We start from the raw sequence: 15,076 nt of genomic DNA, 5'->3' as shown, positions 1-15,076 counted from the left end.
AATCGATAGAATTTAGCAATATATTAACTAAATCTATGGCTAATCCAGCGGGCGATCTGCCGCAGCGCGTGATCGAAATTGCGATAGACCGGATTGAACGGGATCTCCAGCAGCTTGCCGTCGGATGATGATGAAGTAATCAGCCGCGACTCCTCCTCCGGGCTGAACGGATCGTCTTTCCAGAAGCCTGAGAGCATCGGCGTGGGGCAGCGGCGTCCCAGCAGCCCCTGAACCTTCAGGGAATAGCGGTTAAGCTCAACGCGCAGCGCGTCGTCGGAAGCGTCATGCATCCCCAGCCGCGAAGCCAGAACGTCAAGATACATCTCCGGCACCCGCCCCTGATGCAGCGGGTCCACCAGCAGGCCGTGTACCACCGGCCCCAGGCAGGCCACCGCCTTCAGGCGCTGGGACTCAAGATAGCCCAGCCGCACGGCGATATTCGCGCCGAAACGGAAACCAAAAGCGGCCACGCGGGTATGATCGACCCAGGGCACATTAGCCAGATGCTGCAGCACATACTGGTGCAGCAGACTGGTATCCTGGGTCAGCTTGCATTTTGAGGAGAAACCGATGGAAGGCATATCCACGGTCAGCATAGCGATACCCAACGGCGCAAAATAGTTTTCATACAGGTTGTAATAATCGGTCTGTAGCGCGTCAAGCCCGCCGCACATCAGTACCGTCGGGAACGGCCCATCGCCTGGCGGCATATGCAGGAAACCGGTGATCGGCGCGGCGCCGGGGATAGAGAACTCCAGCTCTCGCAGCTTGCCGGGCAAGCGCTGAGCGGCTTCTTCATAAGCCCGGTATGCCAGCACCTGCGCCTGTTCCGCCAGCTCATCGCCCTTGATGTGCGGATAGGCGGCAATGCTGTAAAGGTTTGCCGCATGGAGCCAGTGACGACCGCTCACGAGCAGATTCTCTTCCTGACCGGCCTTCTGCTGCCAGTCCATCGCCTGTTTGGCCCATTCAAAGATCCAGTTGCCGCCGCGATAGCCAACGACCGTATCGTAAAGCTCCGGGTCGGTTCGCTCGGCATCGCTCATGACGATGCGCGCCTGCACGTCGAGGATTTCCTGCGGCGTCACGCCACGCCAGATCCACATCAGGCGGTTAATCAATCGATACCAGTGATCAACGTGATTACCGCTGAGCGCAGACTGGATCGGTTGCTGCGCTCCGGTATTAAACCGACGCACCAGCGTAGAGGTTTCCGGATGTTTGAATCGGGGTTTAAACAGCGTTTCGCTAAGGTTAGCCTGGGACATGTGCAGCCTCCATCATGTTGCCACTGAAGCTATTGTAACCTGCGCAAGGGTAAAAAAAACCACGCCCGGCAAAACCGGGCGTGGTAATTAGCATTTATGCTGGAAATTAACGACCTGCGATAGGCGGTACGAACACCACGCCCATATCCCACGGCTGTTCAATCCAGGTATCCTGGGGAATATCAACAACATAATCATCAACCAGCGGGCGACCGGCCGGTTTTGCGAAGATAGTGACAAAATGTGCTTTCGGATACATTTCGCGGATGGCTACGGCGGTACCGCCGGTGTCGACGAGGTCATCGATCACGATAAAGCCTTCGCCATCGCCTTCAGCACGTTTCAGCACGGTCAGTTCACGCTGATTATCGTGGTCATAGCTTGAGATGCAAACGGTATCAACATGACGAATACCCAGTTCACGCGCCAGTAGTGCTCCCGGTACCAGACCGCCGCGGCTAACGGCAATAATGCCTTTCCACTGTTCAACCGGCAGCAGGCGAGTTGCCAGCTTGCGGGCGTGAATCTGCAACATGTCCCAGGTGACGACGTATTTTTCGCTCATGTGAAGTGTCCCAGCCTGTGTAATACGGCTTAAATAATGTTCGAGGGGGAAAATGGTTGCGCGAGATTATAGAGATCTGACGCGCTAAAAACCAGCGTTAAGCGGCCACGACGACTCTTTTTACGTGGTTTACACTACCAGAGTACACGGAAAGTGGTATTCTCAACCCCATCGCGCAAGCCCGGGCTTGTAGTGTATTTGATTGCTAACCCCTCGATCTGCAAACGACTTTTGCAGGTGATTGTAAGGAGACTTATCGTGTCTGAACTGTCTCAATTATCCCCGCAGCCGCTGTGGGATATTTTTGCCAAAATCTGCTCTATTCCTCACCCCTCCTATCACGAAGAACAGCTCGCTGAGCACATCATGGGCTGGGCAAAAGAAAAAGGCTTACACGCGGAACGCGACCAGGTTGGCAACATTCTGATTCGTAAAGGCGCGACTGCCGGTATGGAAAACCGCAAACCGGTTGTGCTGCAGGCGCACCTCGATATGGTGCCGCAGAAAAACAACGATACCGTTCATGACTTCGCTAAGGACCCGATTCAGCCGTACATCGACGGCGAGTGGGTCAAAGCGCGCGGCACCACCCTGGGCGCCGACAACGGTATCGGCATGGCTTCCGCGCTGGCGGTACTGGCTGACGACAACGTGGTTCACGGCCCGCTGGAAGTGCTGCTGACCATGACGGAAGAAGCCGGTATGGACGGCGCGTTTGGCCTGCAGGCCAACTGGCTGCAGGCGGATATCCTGATCAACACCGACTCCGAAGAAGAAGGTGAGATTTACATGGGCTGTGCGGGGGGTATCGACTTCACCTCTGACCTGGCGCTGACCCGCGAAGCCGTTCCGGCCGGTTTCCAGAGCTTTAAGCTGACCCTTAAAGGACTCAAAGGCGGCCACTCCGGCGGCGAGATCCACGTTGGTTTAGGTAATGCCAACAAGCTGCTGGCACGCTTCCTCGCAGGCCATGCTGAAGAGCTGGATCTGCGCCTGGTCGATTTCAACGGCGGCACCCTGCGCAACGCGATCCCGCGTGAAGCGTTCGCGACAGTCGCCGTGGCCGCGGATAAAGCGGACGCGCTGAAAGCGCTGGCTAATGAGTACCAGGCGATCCTGAAAAACGAGCTGGCGGCCAAAGAGAAAAACCTGACTGTGCTGCTGGAGTCGGTTGCTAACGAGCAGCCTGCGCTGACGGCCCAATCTCGTGATACCTTTGTGCGTCTGCTGAACGCCACGCCAAACGGCGTCATCCGCAACTCTGATGTGGCAAAAGGCGTGGTGGAAACCTCGCTGAACGTCGGCGTGGTGACCATGACCGGCGACAACGTGCAGATTCACTGCCTGATTCGCTCGCTGATCGACAGCGGCAAAGATTATGTCGTGAGCATGCTGGATTCGCTGGGCAAGCTGGCCGGTGCGAAAACCGAAGCGAAAGGCGCCTACCCGGGCTGGCAGCCGGACGCCAACTCGCCGGTGATGCATCTGGTGCGTGAAACCTATCAGCGTCTGTTCAACAAGACGCCGAACATCCAGATTATCCACGCGGGCCTGGAGTGCGGGCTGTTCAAAAAACCGTATCCGGATATGGACATGGTTTCTATCGGGCCAACCATCACCGGTCCTCACTCCCCGGATGAGCAGGTTCATATCGAAAGCGTGGGCCAGTACTGGACGCTGTTGACTGAACTGCTGAAATCCATTCCGGCGAAGTAAGACAACACAGGCCCACTCCGCAGAGAGTGGGCCTTTTCTTTATAAAATGACCGAGCGAAAGCACGCCGTGCCGATTGTGGTAACCGCATCCGGGCATACCTGTCACGCGCTGTATGTGGGGTCGATTTGCCGCCGCATCAAATAATTAAGAAATTGTTCACCCCGCGCCGTCACTTCCTGTGGCTGCATAACGGTGAAGCCGTGACGCGCAAAAAAGGGCTTTGCCGTAATACTGGCCTCTACCGTATAAACGCGCTCAGGAAGCTGCCTCAATAGCGTATTGAGCAGCGCGCTGGCGACGCCCTGGCGGCTATAGTCGGGAGAGACAAATAGTAAATCGATATAGTCATCCACGGCGGTAATAAACCCGACCGGCGAGGCATCATTTATTGCCACCAGTACGCGTGACGCCGCGAGTTTTTGCCGCCAGCGGGCTTCATCAACCTGCGCCCAGGCGGCAATTTGCCGGGGGGAATAGTCGGCGCTGGCGGTCTCTTTAACGGCGCGTAAAAATAGTGCGCATAGCGCCGGAAAATCCCGCTCTTCGTACATTCTTATCGTTAACATCGTTACAATCCCAAAACGAGTTGCCGCTCCAGCTGCGGATCAAGCAGCGTCACGTGCAGCCCCACCAGCCTTACTCCCCGACCTCCGCGCCGCTCGTGCCAGGCTTTATGCGCGGTAGAAATCAAATCATCTTTATTCAGCCGGGGCCAGACATGTTCCTGGGTGGTGAGCTGAAAATCATTAAACTTCAGCTTGACCCCCTGACGGGCAATCAGCAAATCCGGTTTAACCTTCGCCAGTCGCCGTTCCAGCTCCGGGTAGAGGTTCTCAATAATCGATTCACACTCCGCCCATTCGTGGATATCTTCTATCAGGGTTCGTTCAACGCCCACCGATTTTCGCTGGCGCTCGCTGCTGATTTCTCGTTCATCAATCCCCTGGCTGCGTTCCCACAGTATCCGCCCAAATTTACCAAAGCGCTTGAGCAGCATCGCCAGATCGCTGTTCTGCACATCTTCACAGGTCCTCAGCCCCATGCTCTCGAGCTTCGCGGCGGAAACCTTGCCGACGCCAGGGATCTTCGATAGCGGCAACGTTTTGACAAACTCCGCGACCTGATGCGGCGCAATAACAAACTGACCGTTGGGTTTATTCAGATCCGAGGCGATTTTTGCGAGAAATTTTACCGGCGCAATTCCTGCGGAGGCGGTCAAATTTAGCTCACGATGGATGGTCTCGCGGATCTCCTGCGCCATCAGCGTCGCCGACCCCTGACAATGAACGCTGTCGCTAACGTCGAGATAGGCTTCGTCCAGCGATAATGGTTCGATTAACGAGGTATAGCGGGAAAAAATCTCCCGGATATGGTTCGACGCCTCTTTATAGGCGTCAAAGCGGCCGGGAAGCAGCGTCAGGTGGGGGCAAAGTTTGAGCGCGGTGGCGGTTGGCATGGCGCTGCGCACGCCGAATTTACGCGCCGGATAGTTAGCCGTACTGATAACACCGCGCTGCACCCGACTGCCGCCAATGGCAATAGGGATGTCGCGCAGTGCCGGGTTGTCACGCATTTCCACCGCCGCGAAGAAGCAGTCCATATCAACGTGGATGATTTTACGCATAGCCAAACCTTAGACTGTACATGCATACAGCATAGCAAAATACGGCGAAATTTAATCTTTTTAAATCCACTATCCTGAAAAACGTGCTACAACATAAAAATGCAATAAATATAAGTTACTTTTCATATAGTTATATGAGTATATAAGGTGAATGCAATCATGAAATCAATACTTACTGCGCTTGGTTTGCTTATTGCCAGCAGCGCCTGCGCCGCGCCGCAGCTCATTGCCCATCGGGGAGGCACCGGCGATGCGCCGGAAAATACCCTTCCGGCGATAAAACTTGCGCTGGAGAATAAGGCCGAGGCGATTTGGATAACGGTACAATTAAGCCAGGATGGCGTTCCGGTCTTATATCGCCCGAGCGATCTGTCCGCGCTGACTGACCATACGGGGAAAATCTCAAGCTTCAGCGCTGCCGAGCTGACCCGTATGGACGCGGGATGGACATGGGGCGGTGAAACTCACCCCTGGCGCGGTAAAAACGCAACCATTCCAACGCTGCAATCGGTACTGGAACAGTGGCCGCAGACCTTCTTTTACATCGATATCAAATCACCTGATGCAGATCCGGCCATCATGGCGGCGCGTCTTAGCGAAGTACTGCAAAAGACCAATAGCCTCTCGCGCGTACGGGTGTATTCAACGGAAGACCGCTATATCGCGGCGCTGCCAGCATCTATCCCCCATTTCGTCAGCCGGGGCGAAACGCGAACGAAGCTGGCTAATATTTCGCTTAGCCACCAGTGCCAGCCAACTGCGGCGTCGGGCAATGAATACTGGTACGGTCTGGAGCTGAAACGCAAGGTAGAAATAGTGGAGAAGTTCACGCTGGGCGAAGGCGTATCGCCAGCCACGCTCACCTGGGATAAAGAAGCTATGGACTGTTTCCGCTCACAGGGCAAAGCCCATATTGTCTTCTTCGGCATTAATAGTGCCGATGATTTTCGTACCGCAAGCGAGCTGGGCGCCGACGGCGTGATGGTAGACTCGCCGGCGAAAGCGAAAACCTGGTAAATCAAAAAAGGCCGCACGGTGCGGCCTGCTGATTATAGGATGCGATCCTGCTTGCGCTGCGCTTCGCGAGCCAGGCGTTTTTTGCGCGCATCGCAGGGCTCAGGACAGTCGCAGACCTTTTCCATACCCAGCGATGAGATCCCGCCGCAGCTGCCCTGAATACTTTTGCGCTTGATCAGATAACCAAGCGACATTCCCAGGATAACCAGCGCGAAAATCACGAAGGTCGCGACAAATACCGTCAGCATCATCAGCCTCCAAAATCGTCCAGCATGATGTTTTCATCCTCAACGCCGAGATCTTTAAGCATTTTAATGACCGCGGCGTTCATCACCGGCGGCCCGCACATGTAGAATTCACAATCTTCCGGCGCCGGGTGATCGCGCAGATAGTTTTCATACAGAACGTTATGAATAAAGCCGGTATGGCCGGTCCAGTTATCTTCCGGCTGCGGATCGGAGAGCGCCACGTGGAAGGTAAAATTCGGGTTTTCCCGCGCCAGCTGCTCGAATTCGTCATCATAGAACATTTCTCGCAGAGATCGCGCACCGTACCAGAAGCTGATTTTACGTTTGCTGTGCAGTCGCTTAAGCTGGTCGAAAATATGCGAGCGCATCGGCGCCATCCCCGCTCCGCCGCCGATAAAGACCATCTCAGCATCCGTTTCTTTGGCAAAAAACTCCCCAAACGGCCCGGAAATCGTCACTTTATCGCCCGGCTTCAGCGACCAGATATAGGAGGACATGATCCCCGGAGGCGCATCAGGTACCTGCGGCGGCGGCGTTGCGATACGCACGTTGAGCATGATGATACCCTTCTCTTCCGGATAGTTAGCCATGGAGTAGGCGCGTAGCGTTGGCTCTTTCACGTCAGAGACGTAGCGGAAAAGGTTAAATTTATCCCAGTCGCCGCGATACTCGTCCGGAACGTCAAAATCGGCATAGGCAACCTTGTGCGAGGGGCATTCGATCTGAATATACCCGCCGGCCCGGAACGGAACCGCGTCACCGTCCGGCACGCGCAGCTTCAGCTCCTTGATAAAAGTGGCTTTGTTATCGTTCGAGATAACTTCACACTCCCACTTCTTAACGCCAAAAATCTCCTCCGGCAGCTCAATTTTCATGTTCTGCTTCACCGCGACCTGGCAGGCCAGACGGCAGCCCTCTCTCGCCTCACGCTTGGTGATATGAGACAGTTCGGTAGGCAGAATATCACCGCCGCCCTCTTTCACCGTCACCCGGCACTGGCCGCAGGAACCGCCGCCGCCGCAGGCGGATGAAACAAAGATACCGTTGCTGGAGAGCGTATTCAGCAGCTTGTCGCCGGCCGGAGTACGAATTTGTTTATCCGCTTCGTTATTGATTTCAATGACCACGTCGCCCGCATTCACTAATTTCGAACGCGCGGCCAGTATCAGCCCCGATAGAACCAGGACGATCAGCGTGAACATCACTACGCCAAGAATTATTTCCATACTTTCCGCCCTTATAGCTGCACACCGGAGAATGACATAAAGCCCAGCGCCATCAGACCCGTGGTAATAAAGGTGATCCCTAACCCGCGCAGACCCGCAGGCACGTTTGCGTATTTCATTTTTTCACGAATGCCCGCCATCGCCACAATTGCCAGCAGCCAGCCGATGCCGGAGCCAAAGCCGTAAACGATAGATTCGGTGAAGTTATAGTCACGCTGCACCATGAAGGAGACGCCGCCAAAGATCGCACAGTTGACGGCGATCAGCGGCAGGAAGATCCCCAGCGCGTTATAGAGCGTCGGGAAGTACTTATCGAGGATCATCTCCAGGATTTGCACCAGCGCGGCAATCACGCCAATAAAGGTGATAAAGTTCAGAAAGCTTAAGTCGACGCCTTCAACCAGCGCACCGTCGCGCAGCACCAGGTTATACACCAGATTATTGATCGGCATCGCCAGCCCAAGTACGACCGTTACCGCCACGCCGAGTCCGAAAGCGGTCGAGACCTTTTTCGATACCGCGAGGAAAGTACACATCCCAAGAAAGAAGGCCAGCGCCATATTTTCAACAAACACGGCGCGAACAAACAGGCTAATATAATGAGCCATAATCGGTTACTCCTTTTCCTGCTGTTCAGGCTTCCAGCTGCGCACCGCCCAAATCAACAAACCGATAATGAAGAACGCACTGGGCGCCAGAAGAAACAGACCATTTGGCTGGTACCAGCCGCCGTTCTGCACCGTTTCCAGCACGGTAATACCGAATAGCTTACCACTGCCGATCAGCTCTCTCAGGAAACCGACGATGATTAGGATCGCCCCGTATCCCAGACCGTTGCCAATACCGTCCATAAAGCTCGCCAACGGCGGCGACTTCATGGCATAGGCTTCGGCGCGCCCCATCACGATACAGTTAGTGATGATCAAACCGACGAAAACCGAAAGCTGTTTCGAGATCTCATAGGCAAACGCGCGTAGCACCTGATCGACGACGATAACCAACGAAGCGATAATCGCCATCTGCACAATGATGCGCACGCTATTCGGAATGTGGTGGCGAATCATGGAGATAAACATGCTGGAGAATGCCGTAACCAGCGTCACCGCAATGGTCATTACAAAAGCGGTCTCCAGCTTGGTGGTCACCGCCAGCGCGGAGCAGACGCCCAGTACCTGCAGAGTGATAGGGTTATTAGCGATAAGCGGCCCCACCAGCACGCGCTTCATTTCTTTCATGTCGCCCAAATCAGCCATTATTCAGCTCCCCTTCTCGCACCTTTTGCAGGAATGGGCCAAAGCCCAGTTTGCCCATCCAGAAATCAAAGCTATGCTGCACGCCGTTTGACGTCAGCGTTGCGCCCGACAGGCCATCAACGGCGTGCAGGTCGCCAGGACGCGCGCCGCCTTTGACGATTCTCAGCGCAGGCATCCCTTTATCATCAAGCACCTGTTTACCGACGAACTGCTGGCGCCAGTTGGGGTTTTCAATTTCCCCGCCCAGCCCCGGCGTTTCACCGTGATCGTAATAGGTGATCCCTTTGACCGTGCGGCCATCGGTTTCCAGCGCCACAAAAGCGTACATCACCGACCACAGGCCATTACCGTAAATAGGCAGTACCACTTCCTGAATCTGCTGCTTTTCATCGCGCACCAGGTAAATTTCGGCAATATTACTGCGGCGTTTGATACCGGCAGGATCCTGACTCGCCTCCAGCTGTAGGCTCTGCTGAGGGTCTTTCAGGGCCTGGGCCTGATTAAACTTGCCCGGATCTTTATCCAGCAGCTCACCGCTGGCTAAATCGACTAAACGCGGAGAGATATGGGCCTTAAAAATGTCAGCCACTTCATCTGCGCTCATTCCCTGCTTCATCAGACCGGCAACCGCCAGGATATTGCGCTGTTTATCGAGAGCGCGCTGCTCCTGCTGGCGCGATTTTAGCCCCACGGCAGAACCGGCGACCACAATTGAGCAGACCAGACAAAGCACCAGCACCACCAGCAGCGTTTTGCCGATGCTATCGTTACTTTTATTCTCAGCCACGCGATTTCCTCCGCTTAATATTGGCCCGCACCACCAGGTAATCAAACAGCGGCGCGAAGAGGTTGGCGAAGAGGATCGCCAGCATCATCCCTTCCGGATAGGCCGGGTTGACCACGCGGATCAGGACGCACATCACGCCGATCAGCAGGCCGTAGCTCCATTTACCTTTATCCGTAAACGACGCGGACACCGGGTCCGTCGCCATAAACATCATGCCGAAGGCAAAACCGCCGAGCACCAGATGCCAGTACCACGGCATGGCAAACATCGGGTTGGTATCAGAGCCTATAAAGTTAAACAGCGTCGCGGTGGCCACCATGCCGATGAAAACCCCTGCGACAATGCGCCACGAGGCCACGCGACCAAAAATGATGATGGCGCCGCCGATGAGAATCATCAGCGTCGAGACTTCGCCAATCGACCCCGGGATATTGCCGAGGAAGGCGTCCATCCAGCTTACCGGCTGACCGGTAGAGACGTTAACCAGCGATTCACCGCCGCCGCTTGCCCACTGGGATAACGGCGTCGCGCCGGAGAAACCATCCGCCGCAGTCCACACCAGGTCGCCGGAAATTTGCGCCGGCCAGGCAAAGAATAAAAACGCGCGCCCCGCCAGGGCCGGGTTGAGAAAGTTACGCCCGGTTCCGCCAAAAATCTCCTTGGCCATGACGACGCCGAAGGTGATCCCGCACGCGGCCTGCCATAGCGGCAGCGATGGCGGCACAATCAGCGCGAACAGAATTGACGTCACGAAGAAGCCTTCGTTTATTTCGTGCTTGCGCACGATAGCAAACAAGACTTCCCAGAACCCGCCGACAAGAAACACGGTGATGTAGATAGGCAGGAAAAATACCGCCCCCAGGGTCATCATACTGAGCCAACCGGCGTCAGCGGTGAAGTTCACCCCCAACCACTGCGCGATGCTGTAGTGCCAGTTCCCGGCGATAACCTGCTGCAGCTGCTCAGCGCCGTATAATTTATGCAGTGCAGGAATGGTCTGCAGGCCAACGTTATACATTCCCCAGAACATCGCCGGGAAAACGGCGAACCACACCAGAATCATCATCCGCTTGAGATCGATGGCGTCTCTGACGTGCGCCGCGCCGCGCGTGACCTGCCCGGGGGTGTAGAACAGCGTCGCCGTCGCTTCAAACAGCGGATAGTATTTTTCCAGCTTGCCGCCGTGCGTAAAGTGCGGCTCAATTTTGTCAAACAGTTGCTTTAAGCCCATCACTTATCCTTCCTGCTCTATCTGGGTTAACACGCTGCGCAATGCCGGGCCATATTCGTACTTGCCGGGACATACGTAGGTGCAAAGCGCCAGGTCTTCTTCATCCAGTTCCAGACAGCCCAGCGCCTGCGCGCTGTCGGTATCCCCCGCCAGCAAATCACGCAGCAGCATGGTGGGCAGAATATCCAGCGGCATCACTCGCTCATAGTTGCCAATCGGCACCATAGCCCGCTCGCCGCCGTTGGTATCCGTCGAGAAATTAAATAACTTACGCTTCATAAAATGGCCGAGCGTGGTGCGGGTGATGGAAAATTTATCTTTCCCGGGCATTACCCAGCCGAACAGCTCTTTCTCACGCCCCTCTTTTACGACGCTTATCTGTAAATGAAAGCGGCCAAGAAAAGCATGGGGCCCTTGAGCATGCGTTCCGCTGAGGACTGAACCAGAAATAACGCGGTTTTCATCATCCAGAAGTTCATCTGCCAGCAGTTCATCAAGGCTGGCGCCAGAGCAGGTCTTTAATAGACGAGGCTCTTTCACCTGCGGGCCGCCGAGCGCAACAATGCGTTCGCTAGACAACACCCCTTCAAGGAACAATTTGCCAACGGCGATAACGTCCTGATAGTTAAGATGCCAGACCTGCTTTTTCAGGCTAACCGGCTCGAGAAAATGGATGTGGGTCCCGACCAGCCCGGCCGGATGCGGCCCGGCAAACTGGTTGAAGGTCACCTGGCCCACGGGATGCCCGCCAAGCTTGCCACCGCTGGCCTGGCAGACGTGGACCTTACCGTCGGTCAACCGCGTCAACAGGGTTAAGCCCGCGTCAAAAGCCTCGCGCTGGGCCAGAATGATTGGCTGAGGGTCTGCCGCCAGTGGATTCGTATCTATGGCAGTGACAAATATGGCCGCTGGAACGCTGCCCGGCGCAGGTATTTTGCTGAAAGGGCGGGTGCGAAACGCCGTCCACATCCCCGACTCCACCAGCTGCTGCTGCACGGCCTCGCGCGTCAACGCGGCAAGATCGGCTAATTCATAGCGGGGAAAGTGAACAGCATCATCGCCATCTACGTCAATAACGACCGATTGCAGAACCCGCCGTTCGCCGCGATGAATGGCGCTGATGGTTCCACTCGCAGGGGCAGTAAATCGCACGCCAGGATTTCTTTTATCTTCGAACAGAAGCTGACCTTTTTGTACCCGGTCGCCTTCACGCACCGCCATTGAGGGGCGCATACCGATGTACTCTTCACCCAACAGCGCAACGCGCTTGACCGCAGTCTTCGAAGAAATCTGCTGTGATGGCATGCCAGCTATGGGCAAATTCAGCCCTTTCGTGATTTTAATCATATCGTTAGCAGGTATCCGTTACGTAAACCCCGGCATCAGGCCGAGGCCAGCATAATTAATGGAAAATAAGAGGAAGAAAGGAACATCGTAGTCCTGGTGATTCACAAGACGGGAGAGAAGCATCCTTTCTTACCCTGAGTATTTAGCGGAGCAAGTGTAACATTTCGTGAGCAGCGCCTGTAGACAAACTGCCATTAAGTCGTTCTAAAATGCGAGCTATTACGCAAAGTTCTGACTGCGCTTTACCTGAATATTCGCTATAACGGAAAACTAAAACGTAAACGTGGCACGTCGTGCTTGCGAAAAAATGCCGTGATGCTAATGTGAGCGCTCTAAAACCAGAAAACTCTGATTTCGGGTCTCTCTTGCCGTCCTGGCAATGTGGTTATTTGTTTTATCAAGGAACAAGTAGTATGCGCAAAATCGCATTATTTATTGCGATGCTTCTGTTGCCGTGCGTTTCATTCGCAGGGCTACTTAGCAGTAACAGCTCGACAACGCCGATGAGCAAAGAGTATAAGCAGCAGCTCATGGGTTCGCCGGTCTACATTGAGATCTTCAAAGAAGAGCGCATGCTCGATCTTTACGTCAAGATGGGCGAAACCTGGCAGCTTCTCGACAGCTACCGGATCTGTAACTACTCCGGCGGGCTCGGTCCAAAGCAGCGCCAGGGCGATTTCAAGAGCCCCGAAGGTTTCTATAACGTTTCCCGCAATCAGCTAAAACCCGACAGCCGTTTCTACAAAGCGATCAATATCGGTTTCCCGAACGCCTACGATCGCGCGCATGGCTATGAAGGAAAGTATCTGATGATTCACGGTGCCTGCGTATCCGTTGGCTGTTACGCCATGACCGATACCGGCATTGATGAAATCTTCCAGTTCGTCACCGGCGCGTTAGTCTTCGGCCAGCCCAACGTTCAGGTGAGCATTTATCCTTTCCGCATGACCGACGCCAACATGGCGCGTCACAAATTTTCCTACTTCGCGGATTTCTGGCAGCAGCTGAAACCCGGGTACGACTACTTCCGGCAGACGCATAAGCCGCCAGTGGTTTCGGTAGCCAATGGCCGCTACGTGGTGAGCAAACCGCTCAGCCACGAAGTTGTGCAGCCGCAGCTCGCGTCAAACTACTCGGTCCCCGAGGCAAAATAACGCCCACTCGCCTGGCATAATTTTATTCCAGGTTTCGTTGCCGGTAAGCGGCTGAGTGGCGATAACGGAGACCACATCATTCGGTGTGGTCTCGCGTTGAAAGTCAATTTCTACGTCCTGATCCAGCAGCGTCGCTACGCCAAACGGCGCCCTTCGCGTAATCCAGTATAAATTCGTCGAGCAAAACGCCATCACGTAGCGCCCATCGGAGAGCAGCATGTTAAACACGCCTTTTTCACGCAGCGCTCCGGCAAGCGTGGCGATAAATCTGAATACCTCAACCATATCGCCCGGCATTTCCGGATAGCGCTCGGTGATGCTGTGCAGCAGCCAGCAGAAGGCCTTTTCGCTGTCGGTCTCCCCGATAGGATGCAGACTTCCCGTCTCGAGGCTCTCATACCCCTCCAGCTGACCGTTATGGGCGTAGGTCCAGTTGCGCCCCCATAGCTCCCGGGTAAAGGGGTGAGTGTTTTCCAGCGCAACGATACCTCGGTTGGCCTGGCGAATATGGGCGATGACCGAGCAGGACTTGATAGGATATTCCTGCACCAGCTTTGCTATGGGCGACTGGAAGCTAGGCTGCGGATCTTTAAATGTGCGACAGCCCTTACCTTCATAAAACGTAATGCCCCAGCCGTCTTTATGTGGCCCGGTTCCGCCACCGCGCTGCACCAGCCCGGTGAAACTGAAGCAAATATCTGTGGGCACATTCGCGCTCATCCCGAGCAATTCGCACATAGATCACCTCATACCACTTACTGAAACATAAAAGGCGTTATTGGTGCAGCCAGTTTGGACACGGCCAGCGCGCAGAAACCGGAGCGTACTTCATGTACGTGAGGATCTTGAGCACTGCCCGGGTTCAAAATGGCTAACAAAATAGCCTTTTAAGCTTTAACCATCTCTTTTTCGATCAGCATAATCAGGATATGAATCACTTTAATATGGATTTCCTGAATACGGTCGGCGTAGCCAAAATGCGGTACGCGAATTTCTACATCCGCTGACCCCGCCATTTTACCGCCATCTTTCCCGGTCAGAGTAATCACTTTCATCCCCTGGGCGCGGGCGGCTTCAATCGCTTTGATAACATTACCTGAATTACCGGAAGTAGAGATCCCCAGTAATACGTCGCCTGCACGACCCACTGATTCTACATAGCGAGAGAAAACATATTCATAGCCGAAATCATTGCTGACGCAAGAGAGATGGCTCACGTCGGAAATCGCAATGGCCGGATAGCCGGGGCGATTTTCACGATAGCGCCCGGTCAGTTCTTCCGCAAAATGCATCGCATCGCAGTGCGAACCGCCGTTACCGCAGGAAAGGACTTTGCCGCCAGCTTTAAAGCTATCCGCCAGCAGCACCGCAGCACGCTGAATCGCGTGAATGTTGGCTTCGTCCTGCAGAAAGTTAGCCAACGTTTCAGCGGCTTCATTCAGTTCGTTACGAATAAGATCCTGGTACATGAGGATAATCCTTCAGTATTTGTGGGATAACCTAGGCAGTTTACCGGATAGCCGACGCAGCGAGAAGCAGCACGCAATGCAATCCCCTGTGCTTTTGATTTTATGTGCCGCATTTCCGTACAACAATGTGAGCAAGGTTGTAATTATTTTGTAAACACATTGCTAAAACA

Annotated in this window: 16 protein-coding genes; 3 read left to right on the top strand and 13 right to left on the bottom strand. The window is 54.7% G+C overall.

What is annotated here, in order from left to right; translation table 11 throughout:
• Window positions 1–23: 23 nt before the first annotated feature.
• Together frsA and gpt are read right to left on the bottom strand one after the other, a co-directional pair.
• Complete coding sequence (frsA, locus tag MKleb_RS05360) at window positions 24–1,268, bottom strand: esterase FrsA (RefSeq protein WP_004129202.1); 1,245 nt, start codon at window positions 1,266–1,268, stop codon at window positions 24–26.
• A gap of 106 nt (window positions 1,269–1,374) precedes the next feature.
• Window positions 1,375–1,833, bottom strand: a complete 459-nt coding sequence (gene gpt, locus MKleb_RS05355; RefSeq protein WP_004129200.1) for a xanthine phosphoribosyltransferase — start codon at window positions 1,831–1,833, stop codon at window positions 1,375–1,377.
• 258 nt (window positions 1,834–2,091) lie between these two features.
• Between gpt and pepD the strand changes: the two genes are divergently transcribed.
• Window positions 2,092–3,549, top strand: coding sequence for a cytosol nonspecific dipeptidase (pepD, locus tag MKleb_RS05350; protein WP_025107264.1), 1,458 nt, complete (start codon window positions 2,092–2,094; stop codon window positions 3,547–3,549).
• A 102-nt stretch (window positions 3,550–3,651) separates the two neighbouring features.
• Here the strand turns inward: pepD and MKleb_RS05345 are convergent, their stop codons facing one another.
• Both MKleb_RS05345 and dinB read right to left on the bottom strand, forming a co-directional pair.
• Window positions 3,652–4,116: a GNAT family N-acetyltransferase gene (locus MKleb_RS05345; RefSeq protein ID WP_025107265.1), complete on the bottom strand. Its 465-nt coding sequence runs from the start codon at window positions 4,114–4,116 to the stop codon at window positions 3,652–3,654.
• Between the two features lie 2 nt (window positions 4,117–4,118).
• Window positions 4,119–5,174 (bottom strand): DNA polymerase IV, encoded by a 1,056-nt coding sequence (gene dinB, locus MKleb_RS05340; RefSeq protein ID WP_025107266.1) that lies wholly within the window; start codon window positions 5,172–5,174, stop codon window positions 4,119–4,121.
• Window positions 5,175–5,333: 159 nt separating this feature from the next.
• Here dinB and MKleb_RS05335 point away from each other — a divergent pair, with 159 nt between their 5' ends.
• Window positions 5,334–6,191 (top strand): glycerophosphodiester phosphodiesterase family protein, encoded by an 858-nt coding sequence (locus MKleb_RS05335; protein ID WP_025107267.1) that lies wholly within the window; start codon window positions 5,334–5,336, stop codon window positions 6,189–6,191.
• 32 nt (window positions 6,192–6,223) lie between these two features.
• Here MKleb_RS05335 and nqrM read toward each other — a convergent pair whose 3' ends face one another.
• From nqrM to MKleb_RS05300, 7 genes are read right to left on the bottom strand one after another with little or no spacing between them, the layout of a single operon-like run.
• Entirely contained in the window at window positions 6,224–6,439 is a 216-nt protein-coding gene (nqrM, locus tag MKleb_RS05330) for a (Na+)-NQR maturation NqrM (RefSeq protein ID WP_004847934.1), read from the bottom strand.
• 2 nt (window positions 6,440–6,441) lie between these two features.
• Window positions 6,442–7,665, bottom strand: a complete 1,224-nt coding sequence (gene nqrF, locus MKleb_RS05325; RefSeq protein ID WP_004847931.1) for an NADH:ubiquinone reductase (Na(+)-transporting) subunit F — start codon at window positions 7,663–7,665, stop codon at window positions 6,442–6,444.
• 11 nt (window positions 7,666–7,676) lie between these two features.
• On the bottom strand, window positions 7,677–8,273 hold the full coding sequence (nqrE, locus tag MKleb_RS05320) for an NADH:ubiquinone reductase (Na(+)-transporting) subunit E (RefSeq protein ID WP_025107268.1): 597 nt from the start codon (window positions 8,271–8,273) through the stop codon (window positions 7,677–7,679).
• A 6-nt stretch (window positions 8,274–8,279) separates the two neighbouring features.
• Complete coding sequence (locus tag MKleb_RS05315; RefSeq protein ID WP_004099162.1) at window positions 8,280–8,918, bottom strand: NADH:ubiquinone reductase (Na(+)-transporting) subunit D; 639 nt, start codon at window positions 8,916–8,918, stop codon at window positions 8,280–8,282.
• Complete coding sequence (locus MKleb_RS05310; protein ID WP_004847924.1) at window positions 8,911–9,705, bottom strand: Na(+)-translocating NADH-quinone reductase subunit C; 795 nt, start codon at window positions 9,703–9,705, stop codon at window positions 8,911–8,913. The genes MKleb_RS05315 and MKleb_RS05310 overlap by 8 nt, the downstream gene beginning before the upstream one ends.
• The gene (locus MKleb_RS05305; RefSeq protein ID WP_025107269.1) at window positions 9,698–10,936 is read right to left on the bottom strand and encodes an NADH:ubiquinone reductase (Na(+)-transporting) subunit B; all 1,239 of its coding nucleotides are present in this window, start codon (window positions 10,934–10,936) and stop codon (window positions 9,698–9,700) included. Before MKleb_RS05305 ends, MKleb_RS05310 begins: the two co-directional genes overlap by 8 nt.
• A 3-nt stretch (window positions 10,937–10,939) precedes the next feature.
• A complete protein-coding gene (locus tag MKleb_RS05300; protein WP_108703584.1) occupies window positions 10,940–12,283 on the bottom strand; it encodes a Na(+)-translocating NADH-quinone reductase subunit A in 1,344 nt (447 codons plus the stop codon).
• A gap of 413 nt (window positions 12,284–12,696) precedes the next feature.
• On the opposite strand from MKleb_RS05300, the gene dpaA reads away from it, so the two are divergent.
• Window positions 12,697–13,437: a peptidoglycan meso-diaminopimelic acid protein amidase gene (gene dpaA, locus MKleb_RS05295; protein WP_004847918.1), complete on the top strand. Its 741-nt coding sequence runs from the start codon at window positions 12,697–12,699 to the stop codon at window positions 13,435–13,437.
• Here dpaA and MKleb_RS05290 read toward each other — a convergent pair.
• On the bottom strand, window positions 13,408–14,175 hold the full coding sequence (locus tag MKleb_RS05290) for a class II glutamine amidotransferase (RefSeq protein ID WP_004847917.1): 768 nt from the start codon (window positions 14,173–14,175) through the stop codon (window positions 13,408–13,410). The two genes, dpaA and MKleb_RS05290, sit on opposite strands and share 30 nt — an antisense overlap.
• Before the next feature lie 149 nt (window positions 14,176–14,324).
• A complete protein-coding gene (lpcA, locus tag MKleb_RS05285; RefSeq protein ID WP_004099149.1) occupies window positions 14,325–14,906 on the bottom strand; it encodes a D-sedoheptulose 7-phosphate isomerase in 582 nt (193 codons plus the stop codon).
• Window positions 14,907–15,076 lie beyond the last annotated feature (170 nt).

The organism is Klebsiella sp. PL-2018 (assembly GCF_019048985.1).
GTDB lineage: Bacteria > Pseudomonadota > Gammaproteobacteria > Enterobacterales > Enterobacteriaceae > Klebsiella > Klebsiella michiganensis.
This window is presented reverse-complemented; position numbering and strand designations above follow the sequence as displayed.